Origin of the sequence: Streptosporangium sp. NPDC006013 (genome assembly GCF_040614275.1) — a bacterium.
Classification (GTDB): domain Bacteria; phylum Actinomycetota; class Actinomycetes; order Streptosporangiales; family Streptosporangiaceae; genus Streptosporangium.
This window is the reverse complement of sequence record NZ_JBEXUE010000283.1, coordinates 1-13,179: the sequence shown is the minus strand read 5'-3', so window position 1 is coordinate 13,179 and position 13,179 is coordinate 1. Positions and strand designations below refer to the sequence as shown.

The following is a 13,179-nucleotide window of genomic DNA, read 5'->3' as shown; positions in this document are numbered from 1 at the left end:
GCCCGGGGCCCCGTTCCATCTCGCGGATCGAGCGGGAGCTGACACCGGCCCGTTCGGCAAGCGCCTCCTGCGTGAGCTGACGGTGCAGCCGATGACGCCGGAGCAGCATTCCGAACGCGTTCACCAAAGCTGACCCCCCATGATCCACTCGGCAGCGTACCGGACGTCCGGTCCAACGTCCGGTCCAAGATCCTGGTTGGCCGGTGAGGTTCGGGTTTTGATGAATCCGCCGGCCCGCATTCGGCGGCCGGCGCAGAGGAGGACGCTATGACCCGTACGCTCACCGCCCTTGCCGACCGCATGGTCGAGGGCCTCGTTCCCAAGGCGACTGCACACGCCGCCGCAAACTGCTACAGCGTTTCGTGCTACTGCTCGGGGCCGTACCTGTACAAGAAGACCTGCTGTGATTTTCAGCCGTGCGGCCCCTGCAAGAACGTCGGCCTCGGCTGCTGAGTGGCATACCTGATACCGGTGTGCCAGGGCCTGCTCGCGGTGGTTTTCCTTGCCTCTGCGGCGAGCAAACTACGCAGTGGGCAGGCCCTGCGTGCCTTCACGACGTCCCTGGTGTCGATGCGGCTGGTCCGTGACGCTCGCGCTCGGCAGGTCGCGGTCGCGGTCGCCGTGGCGGAAGCGGTCGTGGTGGTGCTGCTGGCGGTTCCACTCACCCGGGACATCGGCTTCACAGCGGCCGCCGCGCTGCTCGTCGCGCTCTTCGCACCCGCACCCACTCCCCGAAGGAGACCTGATGGCGTACCTAGCCGCGGCCGCGGTCCTAATTGGACTGCTGGTCGTCACTAACCTGATACTGACCGTCGGTGTCGTGCGCCGGCTGCGTGAGCACACAGCCGAGCTGGCCGCTCTGCGCAACGGCGACTCCGGCGGCAGCGATGTCGCGATGCCAGCGGGATCGTCGGTAGGCGGATTCGACGCCACCAGCGTGGCGGGACTGCCGGTCACTCTCGCAACGCTCGGCGACCGCCCGCTGGTCGGCTTCTTCTCCCCGCACTGCCAACCGTGCAAGGAGCGGCTGCCCGAATTCATCGAGCATGCCACATCCCGGCCCGGAGGCCGGGATGCCGTATTGGCCGTGGCCGTCGGCGCGGAGGAGGAGACCGCGGAGCTGGTCGAGCTACTTCGACCGGTGGCCACCATCGTGGTGGAGCCCGACCGGGGCCCGGTCCAGCAGGCGTTCGCCGTAACTGGCTTCCCCGCGTTCGTCCTGGTCGAGGGGGGCGTCGTGGTCGCGTCCGGCTTCGACCTTGCGCCCGTCACCCACCGTGACACCGCGGCCCTTCCGGCTGTCGGCTGACCTCGCCGCACCGGTGTCGTTTCGAGTAACCGGGCGGGCGCTGGCGCTCGCCCGACATGCCGCCCCAGCGCAGATCGCCGCCTACCTGGGAGCGGCGACCCTCGGTGGGCTCGCACCGCTGGCGATCGCCTGGCTGACCAAAGTCGTGATCGACCGGCTGGTGGCCGGGCCGCTGCGGTGGCTCGACCTGCTGGGGCCGGCCGCCGCGCTTGGGGCCGTCGGGGTGGTCGCCGCGCTGATGCCGCACGCCACCCGCTACCTGCGGGCCGAGACCGACCGAAGGGTGCTTCTGCTCGCCACCTCGCGTCTCTACGCCGCGGTGGACCGCTTCGTGGGGCTGCGCCGCTTCGAGGATCCGGTCTTCCTGGACCGTCTCCAGATCGCCAGATCCAGCGGGGTCAACAGCCCGGGAATGGTGGTGGACGGCGGGCTGGGGGGCATCCAGGCACTGCTCACGATCACCGGCTTCGCCGGCTCCCTGCTCCTGCTCGGGCCCTGGGTGGCGGTGGCGGTCCTGCTCGCCGCCGTACCGGCCCTGCTGGCCGAGCTGGCGCTGAGCAGGCGCCGGGCGGCGATGATGGTCGAGACCGGACAGGCCGAGCGGCGGGAACTGTTCTACTCCGGCCTGCTGACCAGCCCGCAGGCCGCCAAGGAACTGCGCCTGTTCGGCGCCGGACCGTACCTGTGGCAGCGGATGGCCACGGAGATCCGCACGATCCAGGGCGCACACCGCCGGATCGACCGGCGGGAGCTGAGACTTCAGGGCGGGCTGGCGGTGCTCGGCGCCGCGGTGGCGGCCGGTCTGCTGCTGTGGGCGGTACGCGCCGCGGCCGAGGGCACCCTGACCGTCGGTGACGTGGTGCTCGTCGTCGCCGCGGTCGGCACGGTACAGGGCGCCCTTGCCGCTCTGGTGACCGAGGCCGTGTCCGTGCATCAGGCGCTGCTGCTCTTCGGGCACTACCTGACCGTTGTCGACGCCGGGCCGGATCTGCCGGTACGCGACAGGCCCCTGCCGGTGACACCCCTGCGGGGCGGGATCGAGCTGCGCGATGTTTGGTTCCGTTACGCCGACGACCAGCCGTGGGTGTTGCGCGGGGTGAACCTGACACTCCCGGCGGGGCGCTCGACCGCCGTGGTCGGGCTCAACGGAGCCGGGAAGAGCACGCTGATAAAACTGCTGTGCCGGCTCTACGATCCGACTCGTGGGCAGCTGCTCTGGGACGGCGTCGACCTGCGCGACTTCGACCCGGCGGAGCTGAGACGCCGGATCCGGGCCGTCTTCCAGGACGCGATCCCCTATGACCTCACGGCGCGGGAGAACATCGCCATCGGCGACCTGACCGCCCTGCGAGACGACGACCGGATCGAGGGCGCGGCGGATCGCGCCGGTGTGCACGACGTCCTGGCCGCCCTCCCGCACGGTTACGAGACGCTGCTGACCCGGATCTTCTTCTCCGAAGCCGACCGCGCCGACCCGGACACCGGGGTGGTCCTCTCCGGCGGGCAGTGGCAGCGGCTGTCGATAGCCCGGGGTCTCGTACTCGACCGGCCCGATCTGCTCGTCCTTGACGAGCCGAGCTCCGCCCTGGACGCCAAGGCCGAGCATGAGGTGCACGCCCGGCTCCGGGAGCACCGGCGCGGACTGGCCGGCGTGCTGGTCTCACACCGGCTGGGCGTCGTACGCGAGGCCGATCTGATCGTCGTGCTGTCCGACGGGCGGATCGCCGAACGGGGCACGCACGACGAGCTGCTGATGCGCGGCGGTGCGTACGCCCGGCTCTTCGAGCTGCAGGCGGCCGGTTACCGTCCTTCGACGTCGGAGGGGGTCCGGTGAGCGCCGCTCTGGCCGCCGTGCTGACCGGTGCCGGCGCGGTGCTGGTGCTCGCGTTCGCCGTCGTGGCCGCGGCGGTCCTGCTCCGCGGGCACCTCGTCGCGCTGTCGGTCAGCGGGCTGAGCATGGCACCGGCGCTACGCCCCGGAGACCGGGTGCTGGTCCGCCGGACGCCGGGTGAGCGGCTGCGTAACGGTGACATCGTGGTGGTCGAGGAGCCGGGACCTTGCCGGCCGGGCGATCCGACCGGAGCAGGAGGCTCCCGGTGGATGGTCAAACGGGTCGCCGCGGTGCCGGGCGATCCGGAGCCGGCCTGCCTGCCCTCCTGGGCCCGGCAGCCCACCGGTATCGTTCCGCCCCGGCACATCGTGCTCCTCGGCGACAACGCCGAGGCGAGCAGAGACTCCCGGCACTTCGGCACCGTCCGAACAGATCGGGTGCTCGGCGTGATCCTGCTCCGGCTCGGCGGAAGGCCCACAGCCGGAGCCGATTCCCGCCGGCGCGTCGACCAGGAAAGGCCCTGACCACTAGTGGTTCCTGAGCAGGATGTTGCCCGTGATCCTGGGCTCGCAGAGCTTCTCGGCGCCCGGGGTGCCGGCCACGATGGTGAAGCCGGTCGGGGCCAGGCGCAGTTCCAGCACCGCGGCCCGCTCGGCGGCGGGCAGGGCGGCGTAGCGGGCCAGCAGCTCCTCGTCGTCGAACAGGTCGGCGTCCGACAGGAAGACCGGGGAGGTAGGGTGGCGGCGGCCCAGGTCCAGGATCTTGCCGCCACCGTCCCAGTTGACGCCGTTCAGCGCGACCCAGCCGATCCCGTCCAGGCCCTCGAACAGGCGGGCCGCGTCGCCGAAGCGGTGGGTGCGCATCACCGGGTGCAGGTAGGCGTCGGCGTCCAGCACATCCTGGTCGCGCGGGTCGCCGGTCGCCGAGGAGTGCGTGCCGTAGCGGCCCGCGGAGCGACCCAGGCCCAGCCGGTGCACCACCGACAGGCCATCCTCGCCGGTGTCGCCGCCCGAGAGCAGCCGTACCAGCTCGCGGTCGATCAGCCGCTGGTGCTCGCCGAAGCTGTGGAAGAGCCACAGGTACATCAGGCCGCCGGGGGAGAGCCGCTCGGCCAGCCAGGCCAGGCCCGCACGGGGGTCGTCGAGGCAGTGCAGCACCCCGGTCATCACGATGAGGTCGTAGGGCCCCTCGAACCCGTCCCCGCCGATGGCGCCGCGTACCAGTTCCACGTTGGTCAGCCCGTTGCGCTCGCGCAGCTCCCCGGCCACGTCGAGCGAGGACCGCGACAGGTCCATGCCGGTGAAGCTCGCCCGCGGATACTGCGAGGCGAGCCCGAGCAACTGGTGGCCGGTGCCGCAGCCGGCGTCCAGCACCCGTTTGCCGGCCAGGGTCTTGTCCCTGGCGACCATGCCGATGCCGAGCGCCAGGTCCAGGATCAGGTCGTCGCCGACGGTCAGGGAGGGGCAGGGGTAGCGCTCGTACAGCTCCCTGACCTGCTCTACGGCGCTCACGGGGTGTCGATCTCGTCGTACGGGATCTCCTCGATCCGGCGGGCGAAAACCCAGTGGTGGCCCTCCAGGTCCTCGGCGGTGTAGTTGCGGTCGCCGTAGAAGCGGGTGCCCGGCTCGTCGCGGATCACCGCCCCCGCCTTCCTCGCGCGCTCGTGGTGCTCGTCCACGTCGTCGACGAACACGTACAGGCTCTGGTGCGGCTCGCCCCGGCCCCGCGGCTCGTGCCTGCGGCCGTCACCCGTCCCGGCGAGCTGCACGACCCCCTCGCCGAACGACAGCTCGGCGTGCACGATGGAGCCGTCGTCGTTCAGCACCTTCCGCTTTTCGAATCCGAACGCCTCGATGAGCCATTCGATGGCTTTTCCGAGGTCGGCGTAGAAGAGGACGGGGGTGATTCTCGGCATTCCGTCGGGTGGGTTGAGCATTTCTCTCTCTCCCTCGATCGGCGACCTTGGAAACGTACGGGAACGCTACCCCGCATCCCGCCGGCGAGACGTCCGGGCGTTCGCGATTTGCACCGCTTTCACGGGTTCCACGAACCGGTCACGTGCTCGGCAGGCGCAGGCCGCCGTCCAGGCGGACGACCGTCGCGTTGAGGTAGCCCAGCTCGCACACGGCCCGGACCGCGCGGGCGAACTCCCGCGGCGTTCCCAGCCGGGGCGGGAAGACGATCTGCCGTACCAGCGGGCGCCGGAACTCCGGCGGGATCGCCTCGAACAGCGGGGTGTCGAACAAGCCGGGGGAGAGCGCGCACACCCGTACGCCGACCGAGGCCAGGTCGCGGGCGGCCGGCAGGGTCAGCGCGGCGACCGCGCCCTTGGAGGCGGCGTAGGCGGTCTGACCGGCCTGGCCGTCCTCGGCGGCGGCGGAGGAGGTGTTGACGACCACGCCCCGCTCGCCGTCCTGTAGCGGCTCGGTCGCGGCCATCGCGGCGGCGGCCAGGCGCATCACGTTGAAGGTGCCGACCAGGTTGACCGCCAGCGCCCGCTCGAAGGTCTCCAGGTCGTGCGGGCGGCCGTCGAGGCCGAGCGTGCGGGCGGCGGGTGCGATGCCCGCGCAGCTCACCGCCACCCGCAACGGCCCGGTGAGTCCCGCGGCCATCTCCACGGCGTGCTCGACCGACTCGGCGCGGGTCACGTCGGTCTCCACGAACGTGCCGCCCACCTCGCCCGCCACCGCGGCTCCCGTACGGGTGTCGGTGTCGGCCACGACCACGTGCGCGCCGGCCCCGGCGAGCTCGCGCGCGGTGGCGGCGCCCAGCCCTCCACCGGCCCCCGACACCAGTGCCGTCACCCCTCGCAGCTCCATATCCGTTTAGCCGCCTTTCCGCAATGCTGGGCGAATGTGCTTACTTATCAAGACATATCCTGACGCGAAATTCCGCATTCACGCTGCACCCCACAGACGTGAGGTAACCAATGACGATTTCCAACGGCGCTGACAATGTGCACGATCTGATCGCCCGCCGGCGGCGCGAGCGAGATCGCATCCCGCGACGCGCGATACCCGAGGAGGGGGTGCCGGTCTCCTCCACCCAGGAGCGCATCTGGTTCGGCGAGAGGTTCAATCCGGGATTCGGGTTCTACCACGTGCCCGCCACCCTGCGACTGCGCGGCCCCCTCGACGCCGGAGCCCTCGACCGGGCGCTCTGCGAGGTGATCAGGCGGCACGAGATCCTGCGCTCCACCGTCGAGGAGATCGACGGCATGCCCGTCCAGCGCGTCGGCGACGCGCCCACCGGTGTGCTGCGCTCCGTCGACCTGGCCGGCGAGCCCGATCACGGGGCCGGCCCCGAGGGCGAGGCCGCGCGGATGGCCGCCGACGACATCCTGGCCCCGTTCGACCTGCGGCACGGGCCGCTGGGGCGGGCCCTGCTGCTCAGGCTGGGGCCCGACGACCACGTGCTCGTGCTGACCTTCCACCACATCGTCTTCGACGACCCGTCCTTCGGCATCGTCGGGCGCGAGATCGAGGCCCTCTACACCTCCTCGGCGCCCCTGCCCGAACTGGATCTGCAGTACACCGACTTCTCGGTCTGGCAGCGCGAGCGGCTGCGCACCGAGGAGGTGCGCTCGCGCCTGGTCGACTACTGGCGGCGGACCCTGGAGGGCGTGCCCCGGCTGCTCGACCTGCCCTCGGACCGGCCCCGCCCGCCGCAGCGGAGCCGCGCGGGCCGCTTCCACCGCAGCCAGGCGGAGCAGTTGCTCGATCCGGGCGCCGAGGCCGGAGTAGGTCGGGCGCTCCTGCTCCTGAAGTTGGCGCTGGGAGTCGGACAGATCCCGCTGCAGGTTCTGAACCTGCTCCCGGGACTGCCGAAGCTCACCGTCGATTTGCTTCAGATGGTCGTGGACCTGGTGCCGGTCATAGCCCCGGAGCACCACGTCGAATTCCCGAGCGGGGGCGTCCTCAAAGAAGTTGTTGAGCTGGGCGTCGATGTCGGACTGCATGGAGGCTCGATCCTGGGTTGTCGAGACGGCTACACGGGCCGGACGGGGGTTTCAGGCATCCGAAGCGGGAGCCGGGGCGGGATCCACGTCCGGTGGTACGCCAGCGTACTCCGCCGTTGCCGAGTTGGCGGTCTCGTCCGACTTTATGCGCGACTTGTTACGTATCGGCGTTTCTTGCATTCGACGTGGTCTCAGCTTGCCTTTCCGGAGCCTGTACGAGTTCGGTAAGCATTCCCCCCACGTCTTTGGGGTGAAGAAAGGCGATGGACGAACCCATGGAGCCGTGGCGCGGCCGTTCGTCGAGCAGCCGGACGCCCCTGCCACCGATCGTGTCCAGAGCACGCACGACGTCCGGAACACCGAAGGCGACATGATGAACGCCTTCCCCGCGCTTCGCGAGAAATTTACCGACCGGCGTGTCGGAACCGAGCGGTTCGAGGAGTTGGATATACGATCCACCGCCCTCCCCGTCGGCGATGTGCAGCATCGCCTCCTTCACCCCCTGCTCGGCGTTCACCTCGCGGGCCACCACCGTGAGCTCGAAGGTCTGCTCGAAAAAAGCGATCTTCTCCTCAAGATCGTGGCAGGCGATTCCCACGTGATCGATGCGCATGAACATAGAGCCATCCTCCTTCAAGGTCACCGATGTGCCCATGGGTATGGTGGCAAAGTCGCTCCAAGCCCTGTCAGGGAGGCCCCCTGTTATGTCCGTTTCCGTCATCGTCTCCGGGGCTCGAACCCCCATCGGCCGACTGCTCGGCTCGCTGTCCGGCCTGTCGGCCGTCGAACTCGGCGGCATCGCGATCAAAGCCGCGCTGGAGCGTTCCGGCGTCGCTCCAGAGGCGGTGCAGTACGTGATCATGGGGCAGGTGCTCCAGGCGGGTGTGGGGCAGATGCCCTCCCGCCAGGCCGCCGTCAAGGCGGGCATCCCGATGTCCGTGCCGTCCCTGACGATCAACAAGGTCTGCCTCTCCGGCCTGGACTCCATCGCCCTGGCCGACCAGCTCATCCGGGCCGGTGAGTTCGACATCGTGGTCGCGGGCGGCATGGAGTCCATGTCGAACGCCCCGCACCTGCTGCCCGGCCTGCGCAAGGGCGTGAAGTACGGTGCCGCCGGCATCATCGACTCGATGGCCTTCGACGGCCTCACCGATGTCTACGACCAGGTGGCCATGGGCGAGTCCACCGAGCGGCACAACGCGCGCTTCGGGCTGACCCGCGAGGAGCAGGACGAGTTCTCCGCCCGCTCCCACACGCTCGCCGCCGCCGCGATCAAGAACGGGACCTTCGACGACGAGATCGTGCCGGTGGCGATCCCGCAGCGCAAGGGCGAGCCGACGGTCTTCTCCGCCGACGAGGGCGTGCGCGGGGACACCACGGTCGAGGTCCTGTCGCGACTGCGACCGGCGTTCACCAAGGACGGCACGATCACCGCCGGGTCCGCCTCGCAGATCTCCGACGGCGCCTGCGCCGTCGTCGTGATGTCCAAGGCCAAGGCCGAGGAGCTCGGTCTTGAGTGGCTGGCCGAGATCGGCGCCCACGGCAATGTCGCCGGGCCCGACAACTCGCTCCAGTCCCAGCCGGCCAACGCGATCAAGCACGCCCTCGGCAAGCAGGGACTCGCCGCCGGTGACCTCGACCTGGTGGAGATCAACGAGGCCTTCGCCCAGGTGGTCCTCCAGTCGGTCAAGGAGCTCGACGTCCCCCTCGACAAGGTCAACGTCAACGGCGGCGGCATCGCGGTCGGCCACCCGATCGGTGCCTCCGGCGCCCGCATCGTCCTCGCCCTCGCCTACGAGCTCAAGCGCAGGGGCGGCGGCCTCGGCGCGGCCGGCCTCTGCGGCGGCGGCGGGCAGGGTGACGCTCTGATCATCCGCGTTCCCTCGGCATGACCTTGGAGGTCTCCGACCTGGTCGCGCTGGCCAGGGAGGGCCGACCCCGGGCCGTGGCCCGGTTGATCTCCATGGTCGAGAACGGTTCCCCCGGACTCAGGGAGATCGCCGCGCTGCTCTGCGCCGACCGGCCACACCAGGCCCGGATCATCGGCCTGACCGGCCCGCCCGGCGTCGGCAAGTCGACCTCCACGGGGATGCTGGTCCACGCGTTCCGCAGGCGTGGCGTGAGGGTCGGCGTGCTCGCCGTCGACCCTTCCTCGCCGTTCACCGGCGGGGCGCTGCTGGGCGACCGGGTCCGGATGCAGGACCACGCCACCGATCCGGACGTGTTCATCAGGTCGATGGCGAGCAGGGGCCACCTGGGCGGGCTGTCGTGGGCCACGCCCCAGGCGCTGCGCGTCCTGGAGGCGGCCGGCTGCGAGGTCATCCTCGTCGAGACCGTCGGTGTCGGCCAGGCGGAGGTCGACATCGCCTCGCTGGCCGACACCACGGTCGTGCTGCTCGCCCCGGGGATGGGCGACGGCGTCCAGGTGGCCAAGGCGGGCATCCTGGAGATCGCCGACGTGTTCGTGGTGAACAAGGCCGACCGAGAGGGCATCCAGGCCGCGATCCGCGAGCTCCGCAACATGATCGCCCTGGTCGACCGGCCCTGGAGACCGCCGATCGTGCCGACCGTGGCCCTGCGGGGGGAGGGCGCCGAGGAGGTGGTCGCGGCCCTCGACGGCCACCTGGCCTATCTGGAGGGGGCGGGCGAGCTCGTCCGCCGCCGCCAGGCCAGGGCCCGGGACGAGATCGAGGCGATCGCCCTCACCACCCTGCGCTCCCGCTTCGCCGACCTGCACGGAGACCGGCGCCTCGACGCCCTCGCCACCCGCGTTCTGGACGCGGAACTCGACCCCTACACCGCGGCTGACGAGCTTCTGACGGCGGTGGGGCGGCCGGGGTGATCCCCCGGCACCGAGCGGCGCCCGCGAACCCTCACCGCGCTTCCTCGGTTTCCAAGGTGTCCCAAGGGGCGGGCGAGGTCGTCTCCGCGGCGGCGCGCCGCCGAACCCGGTGAGCGTGGGCGGGGCCCGCACCGGCCGGGGCGCCGAGGGCCGGGACGCGGGGGCGTCAGGTCTCGTCGGCGAACTTGACGATGACCTTCTCGAAGCCGAGACCCTTCAGCATGCCCTCAAGCATGATCTTGGTGTTCTGGTCGGCGCGGTTGCGCAGATCGCTGGCCAGGGCGGCTTCGGCGATCTTCTTCTCGGCCAGCACGTAGAGCTCCTGCTGGTCTGAGGGGGAGGAGGACAGGAAGTCCTCGACCCGGTCCAGCAGACCGCGCTGCTGGGCGTAGACGTAGGAGCGCTTGTTGTCGAGATTCGGCTTCTCCAGCTGGGCACGGGGCAGCCTGACCGTGACCTCGGTGCGGTCGGGGGAGACCGTCAGCCCGCCGTTGCCGATACCGCCGAAGTCGACGTAGGCGTCGACGCCACCGGCACCGACGAAGAGCGTCCGGCTGCCCTTGACCGCGTCGGGCAGGAAGGCGGCGTCCTTCTCCAGGTCGACCACGACCTGGAAGTTGCCGGTGGCGGCCTCGAAACGGCTGAGGTTGTGAATGGACTCCAGCAGCACGGGCTGGCTGCGGTCGATCGTGGCCTCGCCGAACGGGTTCAGCCACGACCAGGTCAGGCGAGCACCCACGACGAGGAGAACCATGACGACGAGCAGCCCGGCGAGGAAACGCCAGCGGCGCCTGCGAGGCGCCGCCTGGGGGGTCTCGGGCGGAGCTTCTTGGGAGGCTTTCACGAAGCTCTCCTTCCCCGGGGGGCGACCTTCTCACGCCGAGCCTATGCCGATCTTGTCAGCCCCGTGGCGACGGCGGCGTGCCGCCTTCGGCGAAGGGGGCACGCCACGGGGCGGGCGGGACGCCCGTCCCGGGCGGCGGCGGCCCGCCGGGTGCCTGGTGGGCGGGGCCTGACCTGGGCTCGGGCCCGGTCGAGGTGCCTCCCGCCCCCTGCCCCGGCTGGCCGTACTGTCCTGTCTGGGCGGTCTGCCCGGACTGGCCGCCAAAGTGAGTGCTTTGTAACCGGCAGCCGGTGAAGTCCGCGTAGTAGAGCCGGAGCCAGTCGCGCCGCTGGACGTCCGTGAGCCCCGAGAACCACGCCGCCGCGTACCGGTGCTCCGCGAGCGGCCCGCCGGGAAGCGGCTCACCCCGCAGCCACGCGGCCACGATGTCGCGGTAGCCCGCCGCGGGAGTGGCGTCACACCGCGCGGCCAGGCCGTCGACGAACTCGTCGGCCGCCTTCTCGGCGAACCCCGTGGCCAGATCGTCCACGTGGATCGCGATCACGCCCGCGGAGAGGGTGGAACCGTCACGCCTGGGGTGCTGCTCCACCCGGGAGAACTCCCCGGGTGTCCCGGCCAGCCGGGAGGCGATCTTGATGAACTCCGAGCCCAGTTCGGGTAGTCCGGCGCGCATCCCCGGGTGCACGCAGACCATGATCGGCCACTCCTGGCAGCTGTAGACGATCTGCTGGGCCGAGACCGGCTGCTCCTCGGTGAACAGGCGGGCCATGCCGGTCCCCGCCGCCAGCACCGCGATCAGCGCGGCGGCCAGCACCAGGGCCTGGCGCGTCACGACCGCGGCCCAGCCGAGCAGGAGCGCCGCGCTGATCCCCACCAGCCAGAGCGTCTGGTCGGTGAACGCCGCCGAGTTCAGTCCCTGGAACGGGTCGTACGGCTCCCGCGTGGCGGGGGCGAGCCGGTCGGCCCAGGTCGGCCCGTGACACAGCCAGGTGAACAGGCTGTAGCAACCGAGTCCGGCCAGGACCGGCGTGATCGTCCACGGCATCAGCCAGCCGGTGACCCAGCCGATGACGACGTACAGCGCCAGCCCGGCCACGCCCATCACCAGGCCGCTGGGCAGCAGTCGCCCGGCCTGCTCGGTGATCATGGTCCTGACCGCCAGGACCATGACGGTGGCGGTGAACGCGCCACCTGTCACCACCAGGATCGCCAGCGGCGCCCGCACCGCCTGCCACGGGGTCATCGATCGGCCCCCCGTCCCGCGCCGCCTGCGCACCGCCACCCACGCGGCGAACGCGGCCGCCACCGGGCCGGTCAACCGGAGCGAGCCGATCACCGCGACGATGATGTTCTCCCACGCGCTGACACCGGGAACCAGGACGCTCCACGCCGCGACCACCCCGAGCACGAGCAGGATGGCGACCGCCATCAACCCGCTCTGCTGGAGTTCCTCGCGTGAAACGCCCCTGTGCTCACGCACCGGTGGGCGTGGTGAGAACCCACGCCGAGCCGGTGTAGCCGAAGTGCGTCCGGCGTTCGAACGCCGTCAAGTTGTCGTTCATCAAGCACCCCCCGTGCCGTGAATGTGCGGATGCCGGTCCCCTCGGCACCGGTCCGGCTCGCTTCCCCCGCAGGCCGGACTGAGTCAGCGTGGCCACTTGGCCACGGCCTCACCATTCGATGTGGGAACCATAACGGAGCGTGACGTTTGGCGTCCGGGTTCTTGGTGAAGCCATCAGAATGGTGACTCTACGTATACGGGCGAATCGGGATGAGGCCGCGCTACCGTAGCCCTGTGGTTACAGGTCGGCTGAATCTCCCGTTTGACCCCATCGAGCGTGCCGCGAAGACGTGGCGCGTTCACTTCGGGCCCTCCTCGGCCATGGCCGCCGTCACATCGATCATGAGAGCGCAGCAGATCCTGCTGTCGCAACTGGACACGCTGCTCAAACCGCATGACTTGACCTTCGCCAGATACGAGGCCCTGGTGCTGCTGACCTTCAGCAGGACCGGAGCGCTGCCGCTCGCCAGGATCGGTGAGCGTCTGATGGTCCATCCCACGAGCGTGACCAACACCGTGAGCCGCCTGGAAAGTGCCGGTCTGGTACGTCGCATGCCCAATCCCCGCGACGGCCGGGGGGTGCTCGCCGAGATCACCGACCGGGGGCGGGAGGTCGTCCGCGGAGCGACCGCCGACCTGATGGAGGCCGGCTTCGCCATGCCCATGTACGGCGAGGATGAGCTGGACCAGATGTTCGACCTCCTCAGAACCCTCCGCGTCGCGGCCGGCGACTTTGTAGATGGCGATTAGATGGCGACGCTGGCGCGTCGCGGTGAGGCCGCTCTTGTCCGGCTCCTTCCCTCGTCGACCGGGGCCGCTCGTTCCTCGCGACCC

At 70.5% G+C, this 13,179-nt stretch carries 15 protein-coding genes and 2 pseudogenes; 9 read left to right on the top strand and 8 right to left on the bottom strand.

Translation table 11 applies throughout. The annotated features are described in order from the left end of the window. A partial coding sequence (locus ABZ260_RS33080) for a helix-turn-helix domain-containing protein (RefSeq protein WP_355625614.1) occupies nt 1-109 on the bottom strand: 109 nt, incomplete at its 3' end. Between the two features lie 158 nt (nt 110-267). Between ABZ260_RS33080 and ABZ260_RS33075 the strand changes: the two genes are divergently transcribed. Genes ABZ260_RS33075 through ABZ260_RS33055 form a run of 5 tightly spaced genes read left to right on the top strand, consistent with a single transcriptional unit; the run spans nt 268 to nt 3,664 of the window. Beyond that, complete coding sequence (locus ABZ260_RS33075; RefSeq protein ID WP_355625612.1) at nt 268-453, top strand: hypothetical protein; 186 nt, start codon at nt 268-270, stop codon at nt 451-453. After that, nucleotides 454-798, top strand: coding sequence for a MauE/DoxX family redox-associated membrane protein (locus ABZ260_RS33070; protein ID WP_355625610.1), 345 nt, complete (start codon nt 454-456; stop codon nt 796-798). Continuing rightward, the gene (locus ABZ260_RS33065) at nt 746-1,309 is read left to right on the top strand and encodes a hypothetical protein (RefSeq protein ID WP_355625608.1); all 564 of its coding nucleotides are present in this window, start codon (nt 746-748) and stop codon (nt 1,307-1,309) included. The genes ABZ260_RS33070 and ABZ260_RS33065 overlap by 53 nt, the downstream gene beginning before the upstream one ends. Nucleotides 1,310-1,322: 13 nt before the next feature. Beyond that, nucleotides 1,323-3,143 carry an ABC transporter ATP-binding protein gene (locus ABZ260_RS33060; RefSeq protein WP_355625606.1) on the top strand — a complete coding sequence of 607 codons (1,821 nt, stop codon included), beginning with the start codon at nt 1,323-1,325 and terminating at the stop codon, nt 3,141-3,143. Further along, a complete protein-coding gene (locus ABZ260_RS33055) occupies nt 3,140-3,664 on the top strand; it encodes a S26 family signal peptidase (RefSeq protein WP_355625604.1) in 525 nt (174 codons plus the stop codon). The genes ABZ260_RS33060 and ABZ260_RS33055 overlap by 4 nt, the downstream gene beginning before the upstream one ends. A 3-nt stretch (nt 3,665-3,667) precedes the next feature. Here ABZ260_RS33055 and ABZ260_RS33050 read toward each other — a convergent pair whose 3' ends face one another. The 3 genes from ABZ260_RS33050 to ABZ260_RS33040 form a co-directional block, all read right to left on the bottom strand. Beyond that, a complete protein-coding gene (locus tag ABZ260_RS33050; RefSeq protein ID WP_355625602.1) occupies nt 3,668-4,651 on the bottom strand; it encodes a class I SAM-dependent methyltransferase in 984 nt (327 codons plus the stop codon). Continuing rightward, nucleotides 4,648-5,076, bottom strand: a complete 429-nt coding sequence (locus tag ABZ260_RS33045; RefSeq protein WP_355625600.1) for a VOC family protein — start codon at nt 5,074-5,076, stop codon at nt 4,648-4,650. Before ABZ260_RS33045 ends, ABZ260_RS33050 begins: the two co-directional genes overlap by 4 nt. 118 nt (nt 5,077-5,194) lie before the next feature. After that, nucleotides 5,195-5,959: an SDR family NAD(P)-dependent oxidoreductase gene (locus ABZ260_RS33040; RefSeq protein WP_355625598.1), complete on the bottom strand. Its 765-nt coding sequence runs from the start codon at nt 5,957-5,959 to the stop codon at nt 5,195-5,197. 110 nt (nt 5,960-6,069) lie between these two features. Between ABZ260_RS33040 and ABZ260_RS33035 the strand changes: the two are divergent. Further along, nucleotides 6,070-6,765: pseudogene (locus ABZ260_RS33035) on the top strand (condensation domain-containing protein); the annotation flags it as partial. A gap of 72 nt (nt 6,766-6,837) precedes the next feature. Here the strand turns inward: ABZ260_RS33035 and ABZ260_RS33030 are convergent. Both ABZ260_RS33030 and mce read right to left on the bottom strand, forming a co-directional pair. Further along, a pseudogene (locus ABZ260_RS33030) lies at nt 6,838-7,098 on the bottom strand (cellulose-binding protein); the annotation flags it as partial. A gap of 157 nt (nt 7,099-7,255) precedes the next feature. After that, nucleotides 7,256-7,717 (bottom strand): methylmalonyl-CoA epimerase, encoded by a 462-nt coding sequence (mce, locus tag ABZ260_RS33025; RefSeq protein ID WP_355625596.1) that lies wholly within the window; start codon nt 7,715-7,717, stop codon nt 7,256-7,258. Between the two features lie 85 nt (nt 7,718-7,802). Between mce and ABZ260_RS33020 the strand changes: the two genes are divergently transcribed. Further along, nucleotides 7,803-8,990 (top strand): acetyl-CoA C-acetyltransferase, encoded by a 1,188-nt coding sequence (locus ABZ260_RS33020; RefSeq protein ID WP_355625594.1) that lies wholly within the window; start codon nt 7,803-7,805, stop codon nt 8,988-8,990. Continuing rightward, complete coding sequence (gene meaB, locus ABZ260_RS33015) at nt 8,987-9,940, top strand: methylmalonyl Co-A mutase-associated GTPase MeaB (protein WP_355625592.1); 954 nt, start codon at nt 8,987-8,989, stop codon at nt 9,938-9,940. The genes ABZ260_RS33020 and meaB overlap by 4 nt, the downstream gene beginning before the upstream one ends. A 166-nt stretch (nt 9,941-10,106) precedes the next feature. On the opposite strand, the gene ABZ260_RS33010 is transcribed toward meaB, so the two are convergent. After that, nucleotides 10,107-10,784, bottom strand: a complete 678-nt coding sequence (locus tag ABZ260_RS33010) for a DUF4230 domain-containing protein (protein WP_355549949.1) — start codon at nt 10,782-10,784, stop codon at nt 10,107-10,109. Nucleotides 10,785-10,839: 55 nt separating this feature from the next. Continuing rightward, nucleotides 10,840-12,264 (bottom strand): hypothetical protein, encoded by a 1,425-nt coding sequence (locus tag ABZ260_RS33005; protein ID WP_355625590.1) that lies wholly within the window; start codon nt 12,262-12,264, stop codon nt 10,840-10,842. A 291-nt stretch (nt 12,265-12,555) separates the two neighbouring features. Between ABZ260_RS33005 and ABZ260_RS33000 the strand changes: the two genes are divergently transcribed. Then, nucleotides 12,556-13,095, top strand: coding sequence for a MarR family transcriptional regulator (locus ABZ260_RS33000; RefSeq protein ID WP_355625588.1), 540 nt, complete (start codon nt 12,556-12,558; stop codon nt 13,093-13,095). The last annotated feature ends 84 nt before the right edge of the window (nt 13,096-13,179 follow it).